Origin of the sequence: Nocardiopsis ansamitocini (assembly GCF_030268225.1) — a bacterium.
GTDB lineage: Bacteria > Actinomycetota > Actinomycetes > Streptosporangiales > Streptosporangiaceae > Nocardiopsis_D > Nocardiopsis_D ansamitocini.
This window is the reverse complement of the sequence record NZ_BSQG01000002.1, coordinates 465,848-480,732: the sequence shown is the minus strand read 5'-3', so window position 1 is coordinate 480,732 and position 14,885 is coordinate 465,848. Positions and strand designations below refer to the sequence as shown.

General features: G+C 70.8%; 13 protein-coding genes. 6 read left to right on the top strand and 7 right to left on the bottom strand.

The features are described 5' to 3' along the window. Positions 1-33: 33 nt before the first annotated feature. On the top strand, positions 34-3,099 hold the full coding sequence (locus QSJ59_RS08820) for a sacsin N-terminal ATP-binding-like domain-containing protein (RefSeq protein WP_285758519.1): 3,066 nt from the start codon (positions 34-36) through the stop codon (positions 3,097-3,099). 20 nt (positions 3,100-3,119) lie between these two features. Here QSJ59_RS08820 and QSJ59_RS08815 read toward each other — a convergent pair whose 3' ends face one another. The 6 genes from QSJ59_RS08815 to QSJ59_RS08790 form a co-directional block, all read right to left on the bottom strand. Continuing rightward, the gene (locus QSJ59_RS08815; protein WP_285758518.1) at positions 3,120-3,785 is read right to left on the bottom strand and encodes an AIM24 family protein; all 666 of its coding nucleotides are present in this window, start codon (positions 3,783-3,785) and stop codon (positions 3,120-3,122) included. Positions 3,786-3,887: 102 nt separating this feature from the next. Beyond that, positions 3,888-4,742 carry an alpha/beta hydrolase family protein gene (locus QSJ59_RS08810; protein ID WP_285758516.1) on the bottom strand — a complete coding sequence of 285 codons (855 nt, stop codon included), beginning with the start codon at positions 4,740-4,742 and terminating at the stop codon, positions 3,888-3,890. A gap of 80 nt (positions 4,743-4,822) precedes the next feature. Next, positions 4,823-5,239: a TIGR03668 family PPOX class F420-dependent oxidoreductase gene (locus QSJ59_RS08805; RefSeq protein ID WP_285758515.1), complete on the bottom strand. Its 417-nt coding sequence runs from the start codon at positions 5,237-5,239 to the stop codon at positions 4,823-4,825. A 496-nt stretch (positions 5,240-5,735) separates the two neighbouring features. Then, positions 5,736-6,587, bottom strand: a complete 852-nt coding sequence (locus QSJ59_RS08800) for a DUF3027 domain-containing protein (RefSeq protein ID WP_285758513.1) — start codon at positions 6,585-6,587, stop codon at positions 5,736-5,738. Between the two features lie 157 nt (positions 6,588-6,744). Continuing rightward, entirely contained in the window at positions 6,745-7,128 is a 384-nt protein-coding gene (locus tag QSJ59_RS08795) for a cold-shock protein (protein WP_285758511.1), read from the bottom strand. 548 nt (positions 7,129-7,676) lie between these two features. Next, entirely contained in the window at positions 7,677-8,456 is a 780-nt protein-coding gene (locus tag QSJ59_RS08790) for a hypothetical protein (RefSeq protein WP_285758510.1), read from the bottom strand. Positions 8,457-8,636: 180 nt separating this feature from the next. Between QSJ59_RS08790 and QSJ59_RS08785 the strand changes: the two genes are divergently transcribed. The 5 genes from QSJ59_RS08785 (at position 8,637) to QSJ59_RS08765 (ending at position 14,309) form a co-directional block, all read left to right on the top strand. Beyond that, entirely contained in the window at positions 8,637-8,960 is a 324-nt protein-coding gene (locus tag QSJ59_RS08785; protein WP_285758508.1) for a hypothetical protein, read from the top strand. A gap of 125 nt (positions 8,961-9,085) precedes the next feature. Beyond that, positions 9,086-11,554: a helicase-associated domain-containing protein gene (locus tag QSJ59_RS08780; RefSeq protein WP_285758507.1), complete on the top strand. Its 2,469-nt coding sequence runs from the start codon at positions 9,086-9,088 to the stop codon at positions 11,552-11,554. Between the two features lie 130 nt (positions 11,555-11,684). Further along, positions 11,685-12,083 carry a CD225/dispanin family protein gene (locus tag QSJ59_RS08775; protein ID WP_285758506.1) on the top strand — a complete coding sequence of 133 codons (399 nt, stop codon included), beginning with the start codon at positions 11,685-11,687 and terminating at the stop codon, positions 12,081-12,083. A 70-nt stretch (positions 12,084-12,153) separates the two neighbouring features. After that, positions 12,154-12,561 carry a hypothetical protein gene (locus QSJ59_RS08770; protein ID WP_285758505.1) on the top strand — a complete coding sequence of 136 codons (408 nt, stop codon included), beginning with the start codon at positions 12,154-12,156 and terminating at the stop codon, positions 12,559-12,561. Between the two features lie 101 nt (positions 12,562-12,662). Further along, entirely contained in the window at positions 12,663-14,309 is a 1,647-nt protein-coding gene (locus QSJ59_RS08765) for a DNA repair helicase XPB (RefSeq protein WP_285758503.1), read from the top strand. A 62-nt stretch (positions 14,310-14,371) separates the two neighbouring features. On the opposite strand, the gene QSJ59_RS08760 is transcribed toward QSJ59_RS08765, so the two are convergent. Further along, on the bottom strand, positions 14,372-14,686 hold the full coding sequence (locus QSJ59_RS08760) for a hypothetical protein (protein WP_432707449.1): 315 nt from the start codon (positions 14,684-14,686) through the stop codon (positions 14,372-14,374). Between the last annotated feature and the right edge of the window lie 199 nt (positions 14,687-14,885).

The window sequence follows — 14,885 nt, the reverse complement described above, 5'->3', positions numbered from 1 at the left end:
GGTAGTGCAGCCACTATCTCTGGAAGGGTCCCGATGAGCAGCACCACCGCTGATCCGTACGGTTTGGAGACGCTGCGCCGCCACGTCCTCGACGGCTGGGCCAACTCCGCGGCACGGTTCCGCGAGGACGCCAACACCGAAGAGGACTACGCCCTCGGCGGGTACCGGGACCGCGTGATCGTGGAGCTCGCCCAGAACGCCGCCGACGCCGCACGGCGCGCCGGGTCGCCCGGACGGCTGCGGTTGCGGCTGCACGACGGCGAGTTCAGCGCCGCCAACACCGGGGCCGCGCTGACCGCCGAGGGCGTGCAGTCCCTCGCCACCTTGCGGGCCTCGGCCAAACGCGACACCGGGGAAGGGCTGGTGGGCCGGTTCGGCGTAGGGTTCACGGCCGTGGCATCGGTCAGCGACGACGTCGTGATCGCCTCCCGCGGCGGTGCCGTGCGCTGGAGCCGGGAACGGGCCGAGACGGTGGTCGGCGACGAGTTGGTGGGGACCGGCCGGGCCGGGACCGAACTCGCCGACGAACTCGGGCGGCGGGGCGGCCGGGTCCCCCTGCTGCGGCTGCCGTTCCCCGACCACGCCGAGGTCCCCGAGGGCTACGACACATCGGTCGTCCTGCGCCTTCGCGACTCCGACGCCGCCTCGGTCCTCGCCGCACAACTCGCCGAGACCGGGGAGACCCTGCTGTTGGCCCTGCCGTGGCTGGCCGAGATCGAGATCGACGCCGACGGGGTGACCCGGCTGCTCAGCGCCCGACGCGGCGAGGACGGCCGGGTGGTGACCCGGGTCGCCGACGGATCGGGCGAACACGTCCGGCACTGGCGGACCCTCACCCGCACCGGGCGCCTCACCCCCGAGCAGCTCGCCGACCGGCCCACCGAGGAACGCGACCGGGTCGACTGGTCGCTGACCTGGGCGGTCGTCGTCGATCCGGACGGCGGAATGGCCGGCCTGCCCGGCGATGTCCCGCGGGTCGTGCACGCCCCCACCCCCAGCGACGAGGAACTGCACGTTCCCGCACTGCTGATCGGTGCGTTCCCACTGTCCCCCGATCGTCGCCGGGTCGCCTCCGGTCCGGCCGCCGACGCCCTGATCACCGCGGCGGCAGGAGCCTACGCCGACCTGCTGTGCCTCCTGGAGGCCCGGGCCACCTGGGACCTGATCCCGCAGGACCTGATGCGCGGCGGCGAGTTCGACGCCCGGTTCCGGGCAGCCGCGGCCACGGCGCTGCGCGATTCCCCGTTCCTGGTGACGGCCTCGGGCGAGCCGGTGCGTCCGCGCGACGCCGTGGCCATCGAGGGCGGCCCCGAACTCGTGGGGGTCCTCTCCGGCCTGGCCCCCAACGCGCTTCCCGGCGACTGGAACCTGCGCCACCCCGGGCTGCGCGCATTGCGACTGCGCGCGATCGCGCTGGCCGACCTCGCCGACCTGCTCGGCGACCTCGACCGGGAACCGGCCTGGTGGGCGCGGCTCTACGCTGCGCTGCGCGCGGCCGGACAGCAGGGGTGCGACCTGGGCGACCTCGGTGCGCTACCGGTGCCCCTGCTGGACGGGCGCCTCGTGCGCGGGCCGCGCGGCCTGCTCCTGCCCACCGGGGACTCCTTCGTCTCCGGGGCGCTGACACCGGAGTCCCTGGCTCCGCTGGGGTTGCGGATCGTCCATCCGGAGGCGGCCGACACCCTGCTGGTCCGTCTCGGGGCGATCGAGGCCAACGAACGCGCCGTACTCACCGATCCGCTCACCCGCGCCGCGGTGGAGAACTCGCTGGACGCCGACGATCCCGACGAGATCGCCCGCGCCGTACTGGAACTGGTCGCGGCCTCGGGGACCACCCTGGAGGACGCGCCGTGGCTGGCGGAGCTGGCGCTGCGCGACGACGAGGGCGAGTACGGCCCCGCGAGCGAGCTGCTGCTGCCCGACAGTCCTCTGCTGGACGTCTTCACCGACGACGCGCCCTTCGGGGTGCTGGCCGAGGACCTGGCCGAGGACTACGACCCCGGCACCCTGGAGGCCGTGGGCGTGCTTCGACTGTTCGCGGTGTGTCGCGCCGAGGACGTGACACTGGGTGAGGCCCTGGTCCACGCCCAGGACGAGCTGCCGCTGGACAGCCTGGAGGAATGGGCCGCCGACGTGTCGGCGCGACTGGGCGACCCCGCACTGCCGCCGGTGGTCCCCGAGCTCACCGGCGTGCGTGACCTGGAGTTCGTGCGGGAGGACCGTTGGGAGCGGGCGTTGGAGCTGCTGTCGGTCCCCGGGCCGCGCTCCATCGTGACCGAGCCCACCAGGGTCCTGGGGCCGGACGGGCGCTCGGTGGATGTCCCGTCCTACACGGCGTGGTGGCTGCGCACAGGTGCGCTCCTGGACGGGCAGGCCCCGGTGGAGCTGCGCTCCGCCGACGCCGATGCGGCGCTGACCGGACTGTACGACGAGGCCCCGGCCGCGCTCGATCCTGAGCTGGCGCGCGCGCTGGGGGTGCACACGGACCTGACGGAACTGCTCACCGACCCCGACGGCGCTGACGACCTCCTGGAGCGCCTGGGCGACCCTCGGCGGCACGTCACCCGCGAGTCGTTGCGCCGGATCTGGGCTGCCCTGGCCGAGGTTCCGACCGATCGGGTCTCGCCCCCTTCGTCGGTGCGCGCGGTACGCGACGGTTCGATCGTGGTGGCCGACGCCGACGACACCGTGGTACTGGACACCCCCGATCTACTCCCTCTGCTGGTGGGGCGGCCGGTGGTCCTGGCGCCCGCCGGGTGCGCTGCCGCCCTGGCCGATCTGCTCGACCTCGACCTCGCCTCGGAATCGGTGGAGGGCCGGGTGACCTCCTCCGGGGAGGTCCGCACGGTCCCCGGCGAAGTGCAGTCCCTGTTGGACACCGGGCCGTTGACCTACCTGCACCACGAAAAACTGCTGCTGGGCGGGTCGTCGGTGGAGTGGCGCGACACAGGGGGCCAGTTGCACGCCTCGACCCCGGACGGTCTGGCGCGTGCGCTGTGCTGGTCCGCGGGCCAGTGGCCGCGCCGCCACCTCGTCGCGGCACTGCTGCGCGACCCGCAGACCCTGTCGGAACTGCTCGCCGAGGCCGACCTGGACTGAACAGCGCCCCGACGGCCGCGTCAGGAAGAGGACTGCTGGACGACCTGCGGGCCCTCGGACGCCTGGACCAGGACGAAGCCCTGCCCCTGGAAGGCGAGCTGGAACGCCTCACCACTGCCCCGGCCGATCAGCGCGCCCATCTTCGCGGTCCTGCGCACGCTGGTCTGCAGCGAAGTGGACCAGGCCACGGCCGAGTCGGTGTCGACGAAGGTGGGCTGGTCGACGTTCAACAGAACGGGGGTGCCGTGGCAGGCGATAGCGAGACGCCCGTGCCCGGTGAAGACGGTGTTGAAGAGGCCGCCGGCCACCATGCCCACCCCCTCGACACGGCGGATGTCCCAGCCCAGGGTGGGCTCGAAGGCGAGGACGTTCTCCCCGCTGACCGTGACGGAGTCGCCCTCCAGGTCGATGATGTGGATCTCCCAGGCGTCGCGGGCCAGGAAGACGTCGCCCTGCCCGCTGACCTTCATCAGCGGCAGGCCCTCACCGGTGAACGCCTTCTTGAACATTCGGCCGATACTGCCCGCGCCCTGGTAGGCGAAGTCAACGTTGCCCTGGTAGGCGACCATCGCGCCCTGTCGCGCGTAGAACTCGCCGTTGAAGCCGACGCGCAGCATGCGCGGGTTCTGCAGGCTCATCCCCGGCTGCTGGGACTCCTGGGCCTGCTGGAACAGGTTGCTGCGCATAGTGTCGCTCCTACTCGTGGTACCGCGTTCGTGGACGTGTCGTTCGACGTCAAAGAACCCGCCCGGGTTCCGTATCGGGATCATGCCACTGAGGTGTGACCGTCAGGGGAACGGGGCGCCGACGTGCCTGGTGAAGAACGCGACGGCCTCGGAAGCGACCTCGACGCGGATCTTCCCCCCACGGGGCTCGGAACCGAGGAAGTCGTAATGGGCGACGTCGAACCCGACCGACCTGGCGTCGGTGCCGGGGATGAACCGGGCATAGTGCCGGGCGTTCTCCTCTGGAACGGTGACGTCGTCGGCGTCGCCCCAGCGCACGGCGACGGGGCGGTTGATTCGTTCCAGGCTGTTCTCGTCGATCAACGGCCCGGCGCCGGGGCAGATCAGGAAGGCGCACTCCACCCGCCAGTCCGAGTAGTCGGCGGCAGCCGTCATCGGCCAGGAGTGCAGGACGGCGTCGGGGAGCCGGCGGATCTCCCCGATCAGACCGGGGTACTCGGGGACCTCCGGGACGGGAACCTTCAGGTCCAGCATGGCGCGGTAGCGTTCCTCGCTGATCCGGGCGCCCAGCAGCGCGGCTGCGGTGTAGCCGCCGGCGGAGAAGCCGGCCGCACCGACCGGACCGAGTTCGTTTCCCCTGGCCAGATGGTCCAGCACGAAGGAGAGGTCGCGGGCCCGCTCCCAGAGGGCGGCGAACTGCGTGGCGAGGTAGCCGTCCACGTGGTTGTTGCCGTGGTGGTCGACCGCGGCGACCAGGAACCCGGCCCGGGCCAGCGGTTCGGCCAACCAGTCCATCTGCCCGGCCGAACCACCGGTGCCGTGGGACACCAGCACGGTGGGGCGCGGGTCCCTGGTCCCAGCGGGCCGCCAGAGGTGCAGCCGCACGGGGCGCGGGCCGCTGCGCGCGGCGTGCTGGCGAGCGGGATCGGTGAGTTCACGGGTCTCCGTAGGCGGCATGCCCAGAACGCTACTTGAACCGGTTCACGACGTTCCACATCCTTATGCCCTTTTCCGCTGCCCTCGTGCCGATGGCGCACCTAGCCGAAGGACCACCCCCGCCATCGGACGACCCCGATCAGGATCACCGCGCCGTTCGGCGGATTCTCCCGGTACTGGGGATAGCGCCGGGCGAGCCGGGCGAGGGCGTCGGCCCGGTCCGCTCCCTCGTGCTCGACACGTGCGACACCGTCGGCGCGGGCCCACCAGAGGCGGTGCCAGTCGTCGCTGTACTCGTCGACGATCAGGCACACCTCGGGGTTGGCCCGGATGTTGGCGAGCCGTTTGAGACCGGTCCCGGACTTCGGCTTGTGATCGACTGCGACGGCGACCGTGTGGCCGTAGGCAGCAAAGGTGACGGGCACGAGATGAGGCCGGCCGTCGGCGGACACGGTCGCCAGGCGGGCGACCCGCGCCGCGGCGAACCGGGCACGGGCCACGTCGGGATCGAGGGTCACGGGCGCCACCCTACGATCCGGGGGCAGGCCGCACCCGGACCGGGAAAAGGGTGTTTTCTATCGGGGCCGGGGCGGTCCCCGGCCCGGCGGGGACTCGGTGGAAAGGGCCGGTCCGCAAAGGGGCAGTGCTCGGTCCGGGGCGAGGAGAGCGGGGAGCGCAGTTCTTCCACCGCCCCGGCAGGCCCGAGGAATCTTTCACCCCAGGCAACCGGGCCGGGCCGGTGGGACCACCGACGTGTGCGGAGTCCGGCGGCGACGCCCGACCGAAAAGCAGGGGTGCCGTCCTTCGACAACGCCAGCGGGATGCCGCGGGCGGCCGCACGCTGCTGGTCGGCTTCGACCGGTGACCGCAGGAACGCGGTCAGGGTCAGCCCCTGCCTGCGCCCGGTCCAGGGGTACCCGGGTCCGGGTGTCCCGGAATCGGGCACGGGCGTCGAGAAGCGGTGGACACCCGGCTTCGGCCGCCGGTGCGGTCCCGTGCGCTGTCGCCTGTCGGTCAGGGCTTGGGTTCCGTGGGGGAACCCAAGGCGACGAGTTCGCGGTCGGTGGTGTCGTGCTCGACCGGCTCGGTCTCCTCGTCGAAGACGAGGGCGTCGTAGCCCATCTCGTCGACGACCGGGGTGAGCGGTTCGGTCTGGGTCACGGGGACCTCGGCCTCGGAGTGGGCTCCGCAGCCGTGGTCCAGCGAGACCACCTTGCCGTCGTCGGGTGCGAACTCGTTGGCGCACACCCCGAACATCTGACGGAACTCACCGGCCAGCGGGGTCATGAACCCGCAGGTCGAACACTTGCCGGGTGCGGCATTGGCGATGGGACTGTCGGGACCGGACTCTCCGGTGTACCAGCGCTCCGCGGCCGCCTCGCGGCCGGACTCGGAGAGGACCCGGGCGCGTCCGAGCCCCAGTTCCCAGACCATCTGCTTGTCGTGCCCGTCCTCGTCGGCCTCGTTGCCGGCAAAGACCTGGGCGTAGCCGGGCATGAGGCGCTCATCGTCCTCGGGGCTGGGCAGGAGGTCGCCCACGCCGAGGTCGCCCGGGCGCAGCCGCTCCTTCCAGGGAAGCCACTCGGGCGGGAGCAGGGCCTCGGGGCCGGGAAGCAGAACCGACTCGTTGACCGTGACGTGCTTGGCCCGCGAGGCGCGGACCACAGTGACGGCGTAGTGCCAACCGGGGTAGGCGGGATCGAGGCATGCGAAAAGGTGGGTGACCAAGCGATCACCCTCTACCTGCGCTTCGATACGTTCACCAACCCACTCCGGGCGCCCGATCTCGGCGGCGGCGGCGCGTGCCTGCCCTTCCGCTTCGATACATGCCTGATCTGGTGTGGGAGAACGACGGGTACGGCTCACGGTTCCATTTTCGCTGATTACCGGCACCAAGTTGACCATGTTGACGATCGATAGAGGACCGTTACGTGTCTTGGGGCAGCATCGCACGCCCTGTCACGACAGCGCGACAGGGCGCGCCATGCCCGCGGAACAGGACCGCGGCATATGTCGGGAAGCCTTATGCCTCCAGGTCATCGGCCACGACGCGCAGCGCCTGCGCGATCTTCGCCGCCTCGCGCCGATCGGGATGTCGGTCACGACGATAGGAGTTGGAGGCCCGATCGAGAAGCGTGATCAGATCCTCGACGATCAGAACCATCTCTTCGGGTTTCTTGCGCATCCCCTTGGCGATCGAGGGCGGTGCGTCAAGGAGCCGGGCGTGCAGCGCCTGCGCGCCCTTGCGGCCCTGGACGATGCCGAACTCGACCCGCTGCCCCGGGGGCAGGGTGGTCGTGCCGGCTGGGAGTGCGGAGGAATGCAGGAAGACATCACCGCCGTCGTCATCGGTGAGGAAGCCGAAACCCTTGTCCCCGTCGTACCACTTGACCTTGCCGGTGGGCACGTGTGACCTCTTCGCTCTCGCTCGCTAACCGTCGAAACACGAAAGAAGCCCGCTCGCGCTCTCCCTCGAAGGGACTCACACGACGCTGAGCTTCCTGCCCCGGTATCGCATCGGGGCTGTTTCAGGCTAGTGCGGAACACTCCGGACAGGCGACTTAATAAATCCGCCAATCATTACAAAAATGCGCAAAACACCGGGCCATAAACGGCCAGCGAGAGGACCGGGGAACCAGGTTTGACCGGCGAACGCAGGCGCTCCCCACGACGAGGAGGCCCGGGACGGTGTTCCCGGGCCTCCTCAACAACAGCATCCCGCGCACCGCTGGTTGCGGAGTTGTGGGACGGGACCCAGCGGTCCGGGACACCGTCTCGGTAGATGGCCCTCCGATGACGGGTTTGCCCCGGCCGGCCATCGCGCCCCGCCTACGAGCGGCGGCGGGACTTGATGCCATCATCACCCGAGAGAAACAGGTGCGCACGCACAAAAAACACAGGTCAACGACGATATTCCCGAGCGTTTGCCAGGAGATGACCCACGCGGATCCGCCGTCAGGACGCGTCCTCGCGGGCGATACGGGAGAGGCGCACCAGCAGGTAGCAACCGCCGACGAAGGCGGCGAACCGCATACCGACCAGGCCCGGCCCCATGAGGGACAGTCCGATGATCTCGTCGATGTAGATGTAGACGACATCGGACCGCCAGGTCGCCATTCCCATCACCGTCCCCAGGAGCGGAATGGCGACGCCCGCCCACTTGTCGCGGGTGCTCCACACCCGGCTCAATCCCACCTGCACCACACCGACCAGCCAGAGGAAGACCACCGCTTCGGAGAGGCCGCTCGCGAGGTAGAGCAGCACTGCCGCGGCTTCGAGCGGATTGGCCCGGGAGCCGGCGAGGATCCAGTAAGCGGTGCTCTTGGCGGCAGGTGCCCTCCCGCCGGCGACACTCGTGCCGCTCCCCCGCGCGGGTACGTGCCGACGCAGCCGTCCGCGCCGGGGGCCACCGCGCCAGGGCGGGGGGTCGCGACGGTAGACGGCCGGGCGGGTGAGACCACCGACGGTGCTCGGCTCCTCCACCTCTTCCTTGGGGACGTCCTCTCCCTGCGGCCCGCACTCGCGCAGCACGAGTTCGGCCGGATCGCCGAGCCGACGCAGGACGCGTGCCACCTGCTCGGACTCGGTCGCCCCGGCCGTGGCGCAGTCCTTGGTGATCCGCGCGCGCAGCCCGGAGAGGTAGACGGTGCGCCGGGTCGGGGGCAGGTGAGCGGACGCGACACCGCCGACCCTGGCGAGGTACTCCAAGACCAACTGTTCCGCACGAGGGGTCATTGGGCCATCGTGCCGCACAACCGGGAATGGGAGCTCCCAACAGATAGCGAGAAATTGCGGGCCGCCGAAAAGGAATCCACCACATAACCCAAAGTGCTGGCGCCACTACTTTAAGTACTGAAAGGATGGAAGTGATCCCCCGCACAACCCGATCAACCCGACTCTGATTCAAGGAGCACCATGCGCCTGCGCAGCACCGCCGTGGCCCTCGTGGCCGCGGCCGCGATCGGCGGAACCCTGGCCTCAGCAGCCCCCGCCAACGCCGCCACCGGTTCCTTCGCGGTCCACTCCCTCCCCGGCTACGAGGAGGTCAAAGGAGGCAGCGGCTGCTACGCACTGGACTCGCGCATCGTGACCCTGGCCAAGGCCAGCAACAACGGCGAGTACCTGCTCTACGGCGGCCCCGACTGCACCGGCCAGGTCCTCGGCTTCGGCTTCGACGAGACCCAGTGGATTCCCCCGCTGATCGGCGTGCGCTCGGCCCGCGTCACCTTCCCCGGCTAGGTCGACGGACCCCTGCGTCCGCCCTCGGCCCCGGCGTGGGCGCCCCGCGACGGGTGCGGGGCCTGCCCCGGGGGCCGGGGACGGGCGCCCCCCGAAGGTCCCGGTATGGATTAGCGTTGGTTGCGATGACCGACGACGCAGGGCCCGCGGCGCGCCTGGAATCGGGGCGCGCTCTGACCTATACCTCCTGGTTACGAAGTCTCTCCAACCCGGAACTGACAGCACTGTTCGCGGCACGCCCCGACCTCATGGCCCCCGTGCCGGCAGGAATCGCCGCCCTGGCGGCACGCGCCACCTCCAAGCCCACCGTGCTGCGCGCGCTGGATCAACTGGACCGGTTCGGGCTCCAGGTCCTGGAGGGGCTGCTGGCGCTGGGCGATCCACGTTTCTCCGGTACCCCCGAGGGCACCCGTCGCGAAGAGCTCGCCGTCGCCTTGGGCGTCCCGTGCGACGCACTGGACGCACCCCTCGGCCAACTGCGAACGACTGCCCTGGTCTGGGACGACGCGGGCCTGCTGCGACCGATCGCGATCCTGCGCGACATCCTCGTCGAACCTGCGGCCCTGGGCCCACCGGTGACGGCGCTGATCGGGGCTCTTCCCCTGGACCGGCTCAACCGGCTGGCCGCCGATCTGGGCCTGCCCACCGGCTACGCCGACGGAGCGCCCGCCGAGCGGATCGGCGCCGACCTCACCCGCCCCGGCCGCATCGAGGAGTTGCTCGCCGTGGCCGGTGACGCGGCCCGTCCCGTCCTGGACCGTATGGCCTGGGGCCCCGCACACGGCAGCGTCTCCAACGCCCAGCGGGAGACCAGCCTGGCGACGGCGGTCTCCCCCATCGACCGACTGCTGGCCCTCGGCCTGATCATCGGCACCGACGACCACACCGTCGCCCTGCCCCGCGAGGTCGCCCTGCACCTGCGCGACGGACGGCTCTTCTCCCCGACCGAAGCCGAACCACCCCCCGTGTCCGGCCCCATCGTCGACGCAGCGCTGGCGACCCGTGCCGCGGCCGGGCAGGTGTTCACCGTGCTCCGCTCGCTGGAAGAGCTCTTGGACGCCTGGACCGCGGACCCGCCCGGGGTGCTGCGCAACGGGGGGTTGGGGGTGCGCGATCTCAAGCGCGCCGCTCACCTCATGGACACCGACGAGGCCGGGGCTGCCCTACTCATGGAGACCGCCCGTGCGGGGGGCCTGATCGCCCCCGGCAGCGAGGTGGACGGGGAGTGGCTGCCCACCGTCGAGTACGACGTCTGGCGGGCATGCGATCCGGCACGCCGCTGGCTGTGGCTGGTGGGCGCCTGGCTGCGGTCCCCCCGAGCGGCCGGCCTGGGTCGGGGCAAGGACGCACGCGGCCGGTCCCGCAACGTGCTGGGCGAGGGGTTGGACCGCCGCTTCGCACCCGAGGTGCGCCTGGACGTCCTTGCCGCCCTGTCCAGTGCGCCCGCGGGGTGCGCCCCCGACCCCGAAACGGTGTCCGCCCGGTTGGCCTGGCTACGGCCGCGGCGCCAGGGAGCGGCCTTCGACGAACTGGTGCGCGACACACTGACCGAGGCCGAGACGCTTGGACTGACCGGGCGCTTTGTCCTCGCGCCCTTCGCCGTCACCGTCGCGGCCGAGGCGACCGCCGACTCCTTCGCCTCCGCCCCCTCAGGAGCAGCGGATTCCGTAACGGCTGCCCGGTTGGCAGCCGAACTCCCCGTCCCCCTGGACCACTTCCTGCTCCAGGGCGATCTGACCGCGGTCGCGCCCGGACCGCTCGTCCCTGCGCTGGCCCGCGAACTCGCCCTGGCCGCCGACGTCGAGTCCACCGGCGGGGCGACCGTCTACCGGTTCAGCGCGGCGTCGGTGCGCCGTGCCCTGGATGCCGGGCGCGGCGCGGAGGAACTCGTCGAGCTGCTGGAACGGCACTCGCGCACGCCGCTGCCCCAGCCGTTGCGCTACCTCGTGGCCGATGTCGCACGCCAGCACGGCCGACTGCGTGTGGGAACCGCGTCCAGTTACCTGCGCTGCGACGATCCCGCTGTTCTCAGTGAACTCCTCAGCGACCGCCGGGCAACCGACCTGGGTCTGTTCGGGCTCGCCCCGACGGTCGTCGCGTCGAGGGCCAGCCGACCGATCCTCCTGGACCGGTTGGGCGAACTCGGCTACCACCCGGTGCCCGAGGCAGTCGACGGATCGGTGCAGATCAGCCACCCCCAGGCGCGTCGGTCCGTGGGACGGGCCGCCGGTTCGGAACTGGCCGGACCGCCCGTTCCCGGCCCGGAACTGCGGATGGCTGCGGTACGGGCGCTGCGGGCCGGCGACGAGGCCGAGACCGCGGTGCGCCACCCTGTCGACACCCCCGGCTCCGAACCGCCGCGCTCCCCCACCGCCACGACCCTGGCCGTGCTCAGCGCGGCGGCGCGGGCCGGCGGCCGGGTGTGGATCGGTTATCTGGACTCCGAAGGCATCGCCAGCAGCAGCATCGTCGAGCCCGCGAGCGTGGACGGTGGATACCTGACCGCCTACGACGCGACCAAGGCCGCCGTTCGGCGGTTCGCCGTGCACCGGATAACGGGGGTCTCCCCGCTGGACTCCGAGCCCGCCCGGTAGATCCCGGGTACCCCGAGGCGGACGGAAAAGCCGAGTCGTGGGTATCGATGCCCTCGTCACGGGGGCCCGCCTTCTGGTGAGATAGAGGCTGCCATTCGGAGCACGGAAGACAAAGAGGTCCCTCTCCCCCATGAGCAACCAGTCGCTGCCCCCTGGAGCGTCGGCCCCCCGTGACGAGCCGACCGGCCGGCCCCGCGGCCACGACCGGGAGGCCACCACCCGCGGCGACCAACCGCAGGCCGGAGCCACCGGTGCGAGCAGCTCCACCATGGCGTTGATCGTGCACGCGCTGACGTTTCTGTGCTGTGCGAATTGGCTGTTCGGGATCGTCGGGATCGTCTTCGCGGTCCGCGCCGCACACAAACGCGATCGAGGGCTTTACACTCAGGCCGAAACCCTCACCCGCTATTCCTGGTACTGCCTGGGCGCGGCGGCGGTGATGTTCGTTGTCATGGCCGTCTCCTTTCTCGTCATCCTCACCCAGGCGGGTTCGTGGTTCGAGGGAGTCAACCCCGGGCTGAACTACTGACCCGCCCCCATCCCCCGCGGTGCCGTGGTCCTGGTCGCGTGTCCGTGAACCGTAGAAAAGGCAGGAGCTCATGAGCAGCCAGTGGTCTGGCCCACCCGACTACTGGGGCGACCCGCGACAACCGCGCCCACCCGGCTGGGACGGCGGATACGGCCAACCCAGCGGGCCCTGGCAGCCCGGCTATCCGCCACCGCCCCCGCCCGGCTACGGCCGGCCCCCGGGCTACCCCCCGCACCCCGGCCCGCCCCCCGCCCGGGGAAACGCGATCCTGTCACTGATCATCGCCATCATCGTGACGCTGTCCTGCTTCGGATTCACCAACATCATCGGAATCGTGTTCGCCGCGATCGCGTTGAGCAAGGAGCAGGACCCGGTCGAGTTCGAGAAGTACACGCGCTGGGCGTGGCTGAGCAACTTCATCCACATCGGCATCCTGATCCTTCTCCTGGTCCTCTTCCTGAGCCTGACGAACAGCTGACCCGCCCCGGGACGCGCTCGCGGCAGGGGAGAGCGCCCCGTCGGACCTGGTCACTGCGTACACTCCAACAGGAAGTTTCCTCTGCCCCTCGGGAGGCACGCGTGTCCTGCCTGATCGTCCAGTCAGACAAGACCCTGCTGCTGGAGGTCGACCACGAGTCGGCCGACGAGTGCCGCCGGGCGATCGCCCCGTTCGCCGAACTGGAGCGCGCACCCGAGCACGTGCACACCTACCGGGTCACCCCGCTGGCGCTGTGGAACGCGCGCGCCGCCGGGCACGACGCCGAGCAGGTGGTGGACGCGTTCCTGACGTACTCCCGCTACCCGGTCCCGCACTCGCTGCTGGTGGACATCGCCGAGACGATGGGCCGCTACGGCCGCCTGAAGCTGCTCGCCCACCCGGTCCACGGCCTGGCTCTGCAAGCCGTGGACCAGGCGGTGCTGGAGGAGGTCGTGCGGGCCAAGAAGATCAAGCCGATGCTGGGCGAGCGGGTCGAGACCGACACCGTGCTGGTGCACCCCAGCGAGCGCGGCAACCTCAAGCAGGCGCTGCTCAAGCTCGGCTGGCCGGCCGAGGACCTCGCCGGGTACGTGGACGGCGAGGCACACCCGATCGACCTGGCCCAGGACGGCTGGGAGCTGCGCGGCTACCAGCGCGAGGCCGCCGAGAGCTTCGACGCCGGTGGTTCGGGCGTGGTCGTGCTGCCCTGCGGGGCCGGCAAGACCATCGTGGGCGCGGCTGCGATGGCGATGACCAAGGCCACCACGCTGATCCTGGTCACCAACACCGTCTCGGTCCACCAGTGGCGTTCGGAGCTGCTGCGCCGCACCTCCCTGACCGAGGACGAGATCGGCGAGTACTCGGGGACCCGCAAGGAGATCCGGCCGGTCACCATCGCCACGTACCAGGTGATGGCGGCACGCCGAAAAGGCGTGTACACGCACCTGGAACTGTTCGAGGCGCGTGACTGGGGCCTGGTCGTCTACGACGAGGTCCACCTGCTGCCCGCACCGATCTTCCGGATGACCGCCGACCTCCAGGCCCGCCGCCGGCTCGGGCTGACCGCGACCCTGGTGCGCGAGGACGGCCGCGAGGGCGACGTGTTCTCCCTGATCGGCCCCAAGCGCTACGACACTCCGTGGAAGGAGATGGAGCAGCAGGGGTGGATCGCCCCGGCGGACTGCGTGGAGGTGCGGGTCAACCTGACCGAGTCCGAGCGGTTGGCCTACGCAACCGCCGAACCGGAGGACCGCTACCGGTTCTGCTCCTCGACCGCGACCAAGACCACGCTCGTGCGGGAACTGGTGGCCAGGCACCCCGACGAACGGGTCCTGGTGATCGGTTCCTACATCGACCAGTTGGACGAGGTCGCGGCCGCACTGGACGCACCCGTCATCAAGGGCGAGACCCGGATCAAGGAGCGCGAGCGGCTGTTCGACGCCTTCCGTTCGGGAGAGCTGAACACCCTGGTGGTGTCCAAGGTCGCCAACTTCTCCATCGACCTGCCCGAGGCCGCGGTGGCCATCCAGATCTCGGGGTCCTTCGGCTCCCGCCAGGAGGAGGCCCAGCGCCTGGGCCGGGTGCTGCGCCCCAAATCCGACGGGCGCACCGCCCGCTTCTACGCGGTGGTCGCCCGCGACACCCTCGACCAGGACTACGCCGCCCACAGGCAGCGTTTCCTCGCCGAACAGGGCTACGCCTACCGGATCGTGGACGCCCACGACGTGCTGTCGGGCAACGAGATCTAGCACTGACCGGATACCGGGCGCAGCGGACGACGGCTCACTGCGCCTCGCCGGCGCCGTGCTGGTCAGATGGCGGGCAGCCCGCCCATCACGAGCGTGCCGCCGGCGATGAGCCAGGCCACCAGCGAGTAGCCGAGCGTCTGGGCGCGCAGCCCGGGCCGCTCCCGCACACCGGGGGTGGCGAATGCGGCGATCATCAGGATCAGGGCAAGCATCGCGGGGATCAGCGAGGCGATGGCGAACAGCGCCATCTGGTCGACGCATTTCTCATAGCCCTGGGTCAGCGGGTCGCCGCAGAACACCTTGTCTCCCGGTTCAGTGAAAACGAGCAGCGAATATGCCGTCGCCGCCAGAACGTTCACGGCCAAGGCACCGAGCACGGCGGCACTCCCCGCCCGTGTCGGCCCGAAACGACCACGCCCGGACAGCACCCCCTGACCGTACCCGCTTCCGGCCGGTATTCGGCAGCCCGTGAACGGCTTCCCCACAGGGCCGGCATCGGCCGGACCACGAGCCATCGCCGAAGGAGTGTTTACGCGAGCACGATCAGTGATGATCATGAGAGGAGTCCACCAATCC

Bases quoted from the DNA above. Each gene is read 5' to 3' on its own strand.
- QSJ59_RS08785 (WP_285758508.1), top strand. From the start codon at position 8,637: ATGCGCCTGCGCAGCACCGCCGTGGCCCTCGTGGCCGCGGCCGCGATC.
- QSJ59_RS08815 (WP_285758518.1), bottom strand. From the start codon at position 3,785: ATGCGCAGCAACCTGTTCCAGCAGGCCCAGGAGTCCCAGCAGCCGGGG.
- QSJ59_RS08810 (WP_285758516.1), bottom strand. From the start codon at position 4,742: ATGCCGCCTACGGAGACCCGTGAACTCACCGATCCCGCTCGCCAGCAC.
- QSJ59_RS08775 (WP_285758506.1), top strand. From the start codon at position 11,685: ATGAGCAACCAGTCGCTGCCCCCTGGAGCGTCGGCCCCCCGTGACGAG.
- QSJ59_RS08770 (WP_285758505.1), top strand. From the start codon at position 12,154: ATGAGCAGCCAGTGGTCTGGCCCACCCGACTACTGGGGCGACCCGCGA.
- QSJ59_RS08820 (WP_285758519.1), top strand. From the start codon at position 34: ATGAGCAGCACCACCGCTGATCCGTACGGTTTGGAGACGCTGCGCCGC.
- QSJ59_RS08790 (WP_285758510.1), bottom strand. From the start codon at position 8,456: ATGACCCCTCGTGCGGAACAGTTGGTCTTGGAGTACCTCGCCAGGGTC.
- QSJ59_RS08780 (WP_285758507.1), top strand. From the start codon at position 9,086: ATGACCGACGACGCAGGGCCCGCGGCGCGCCTGGAATCGGGGCGCGCT.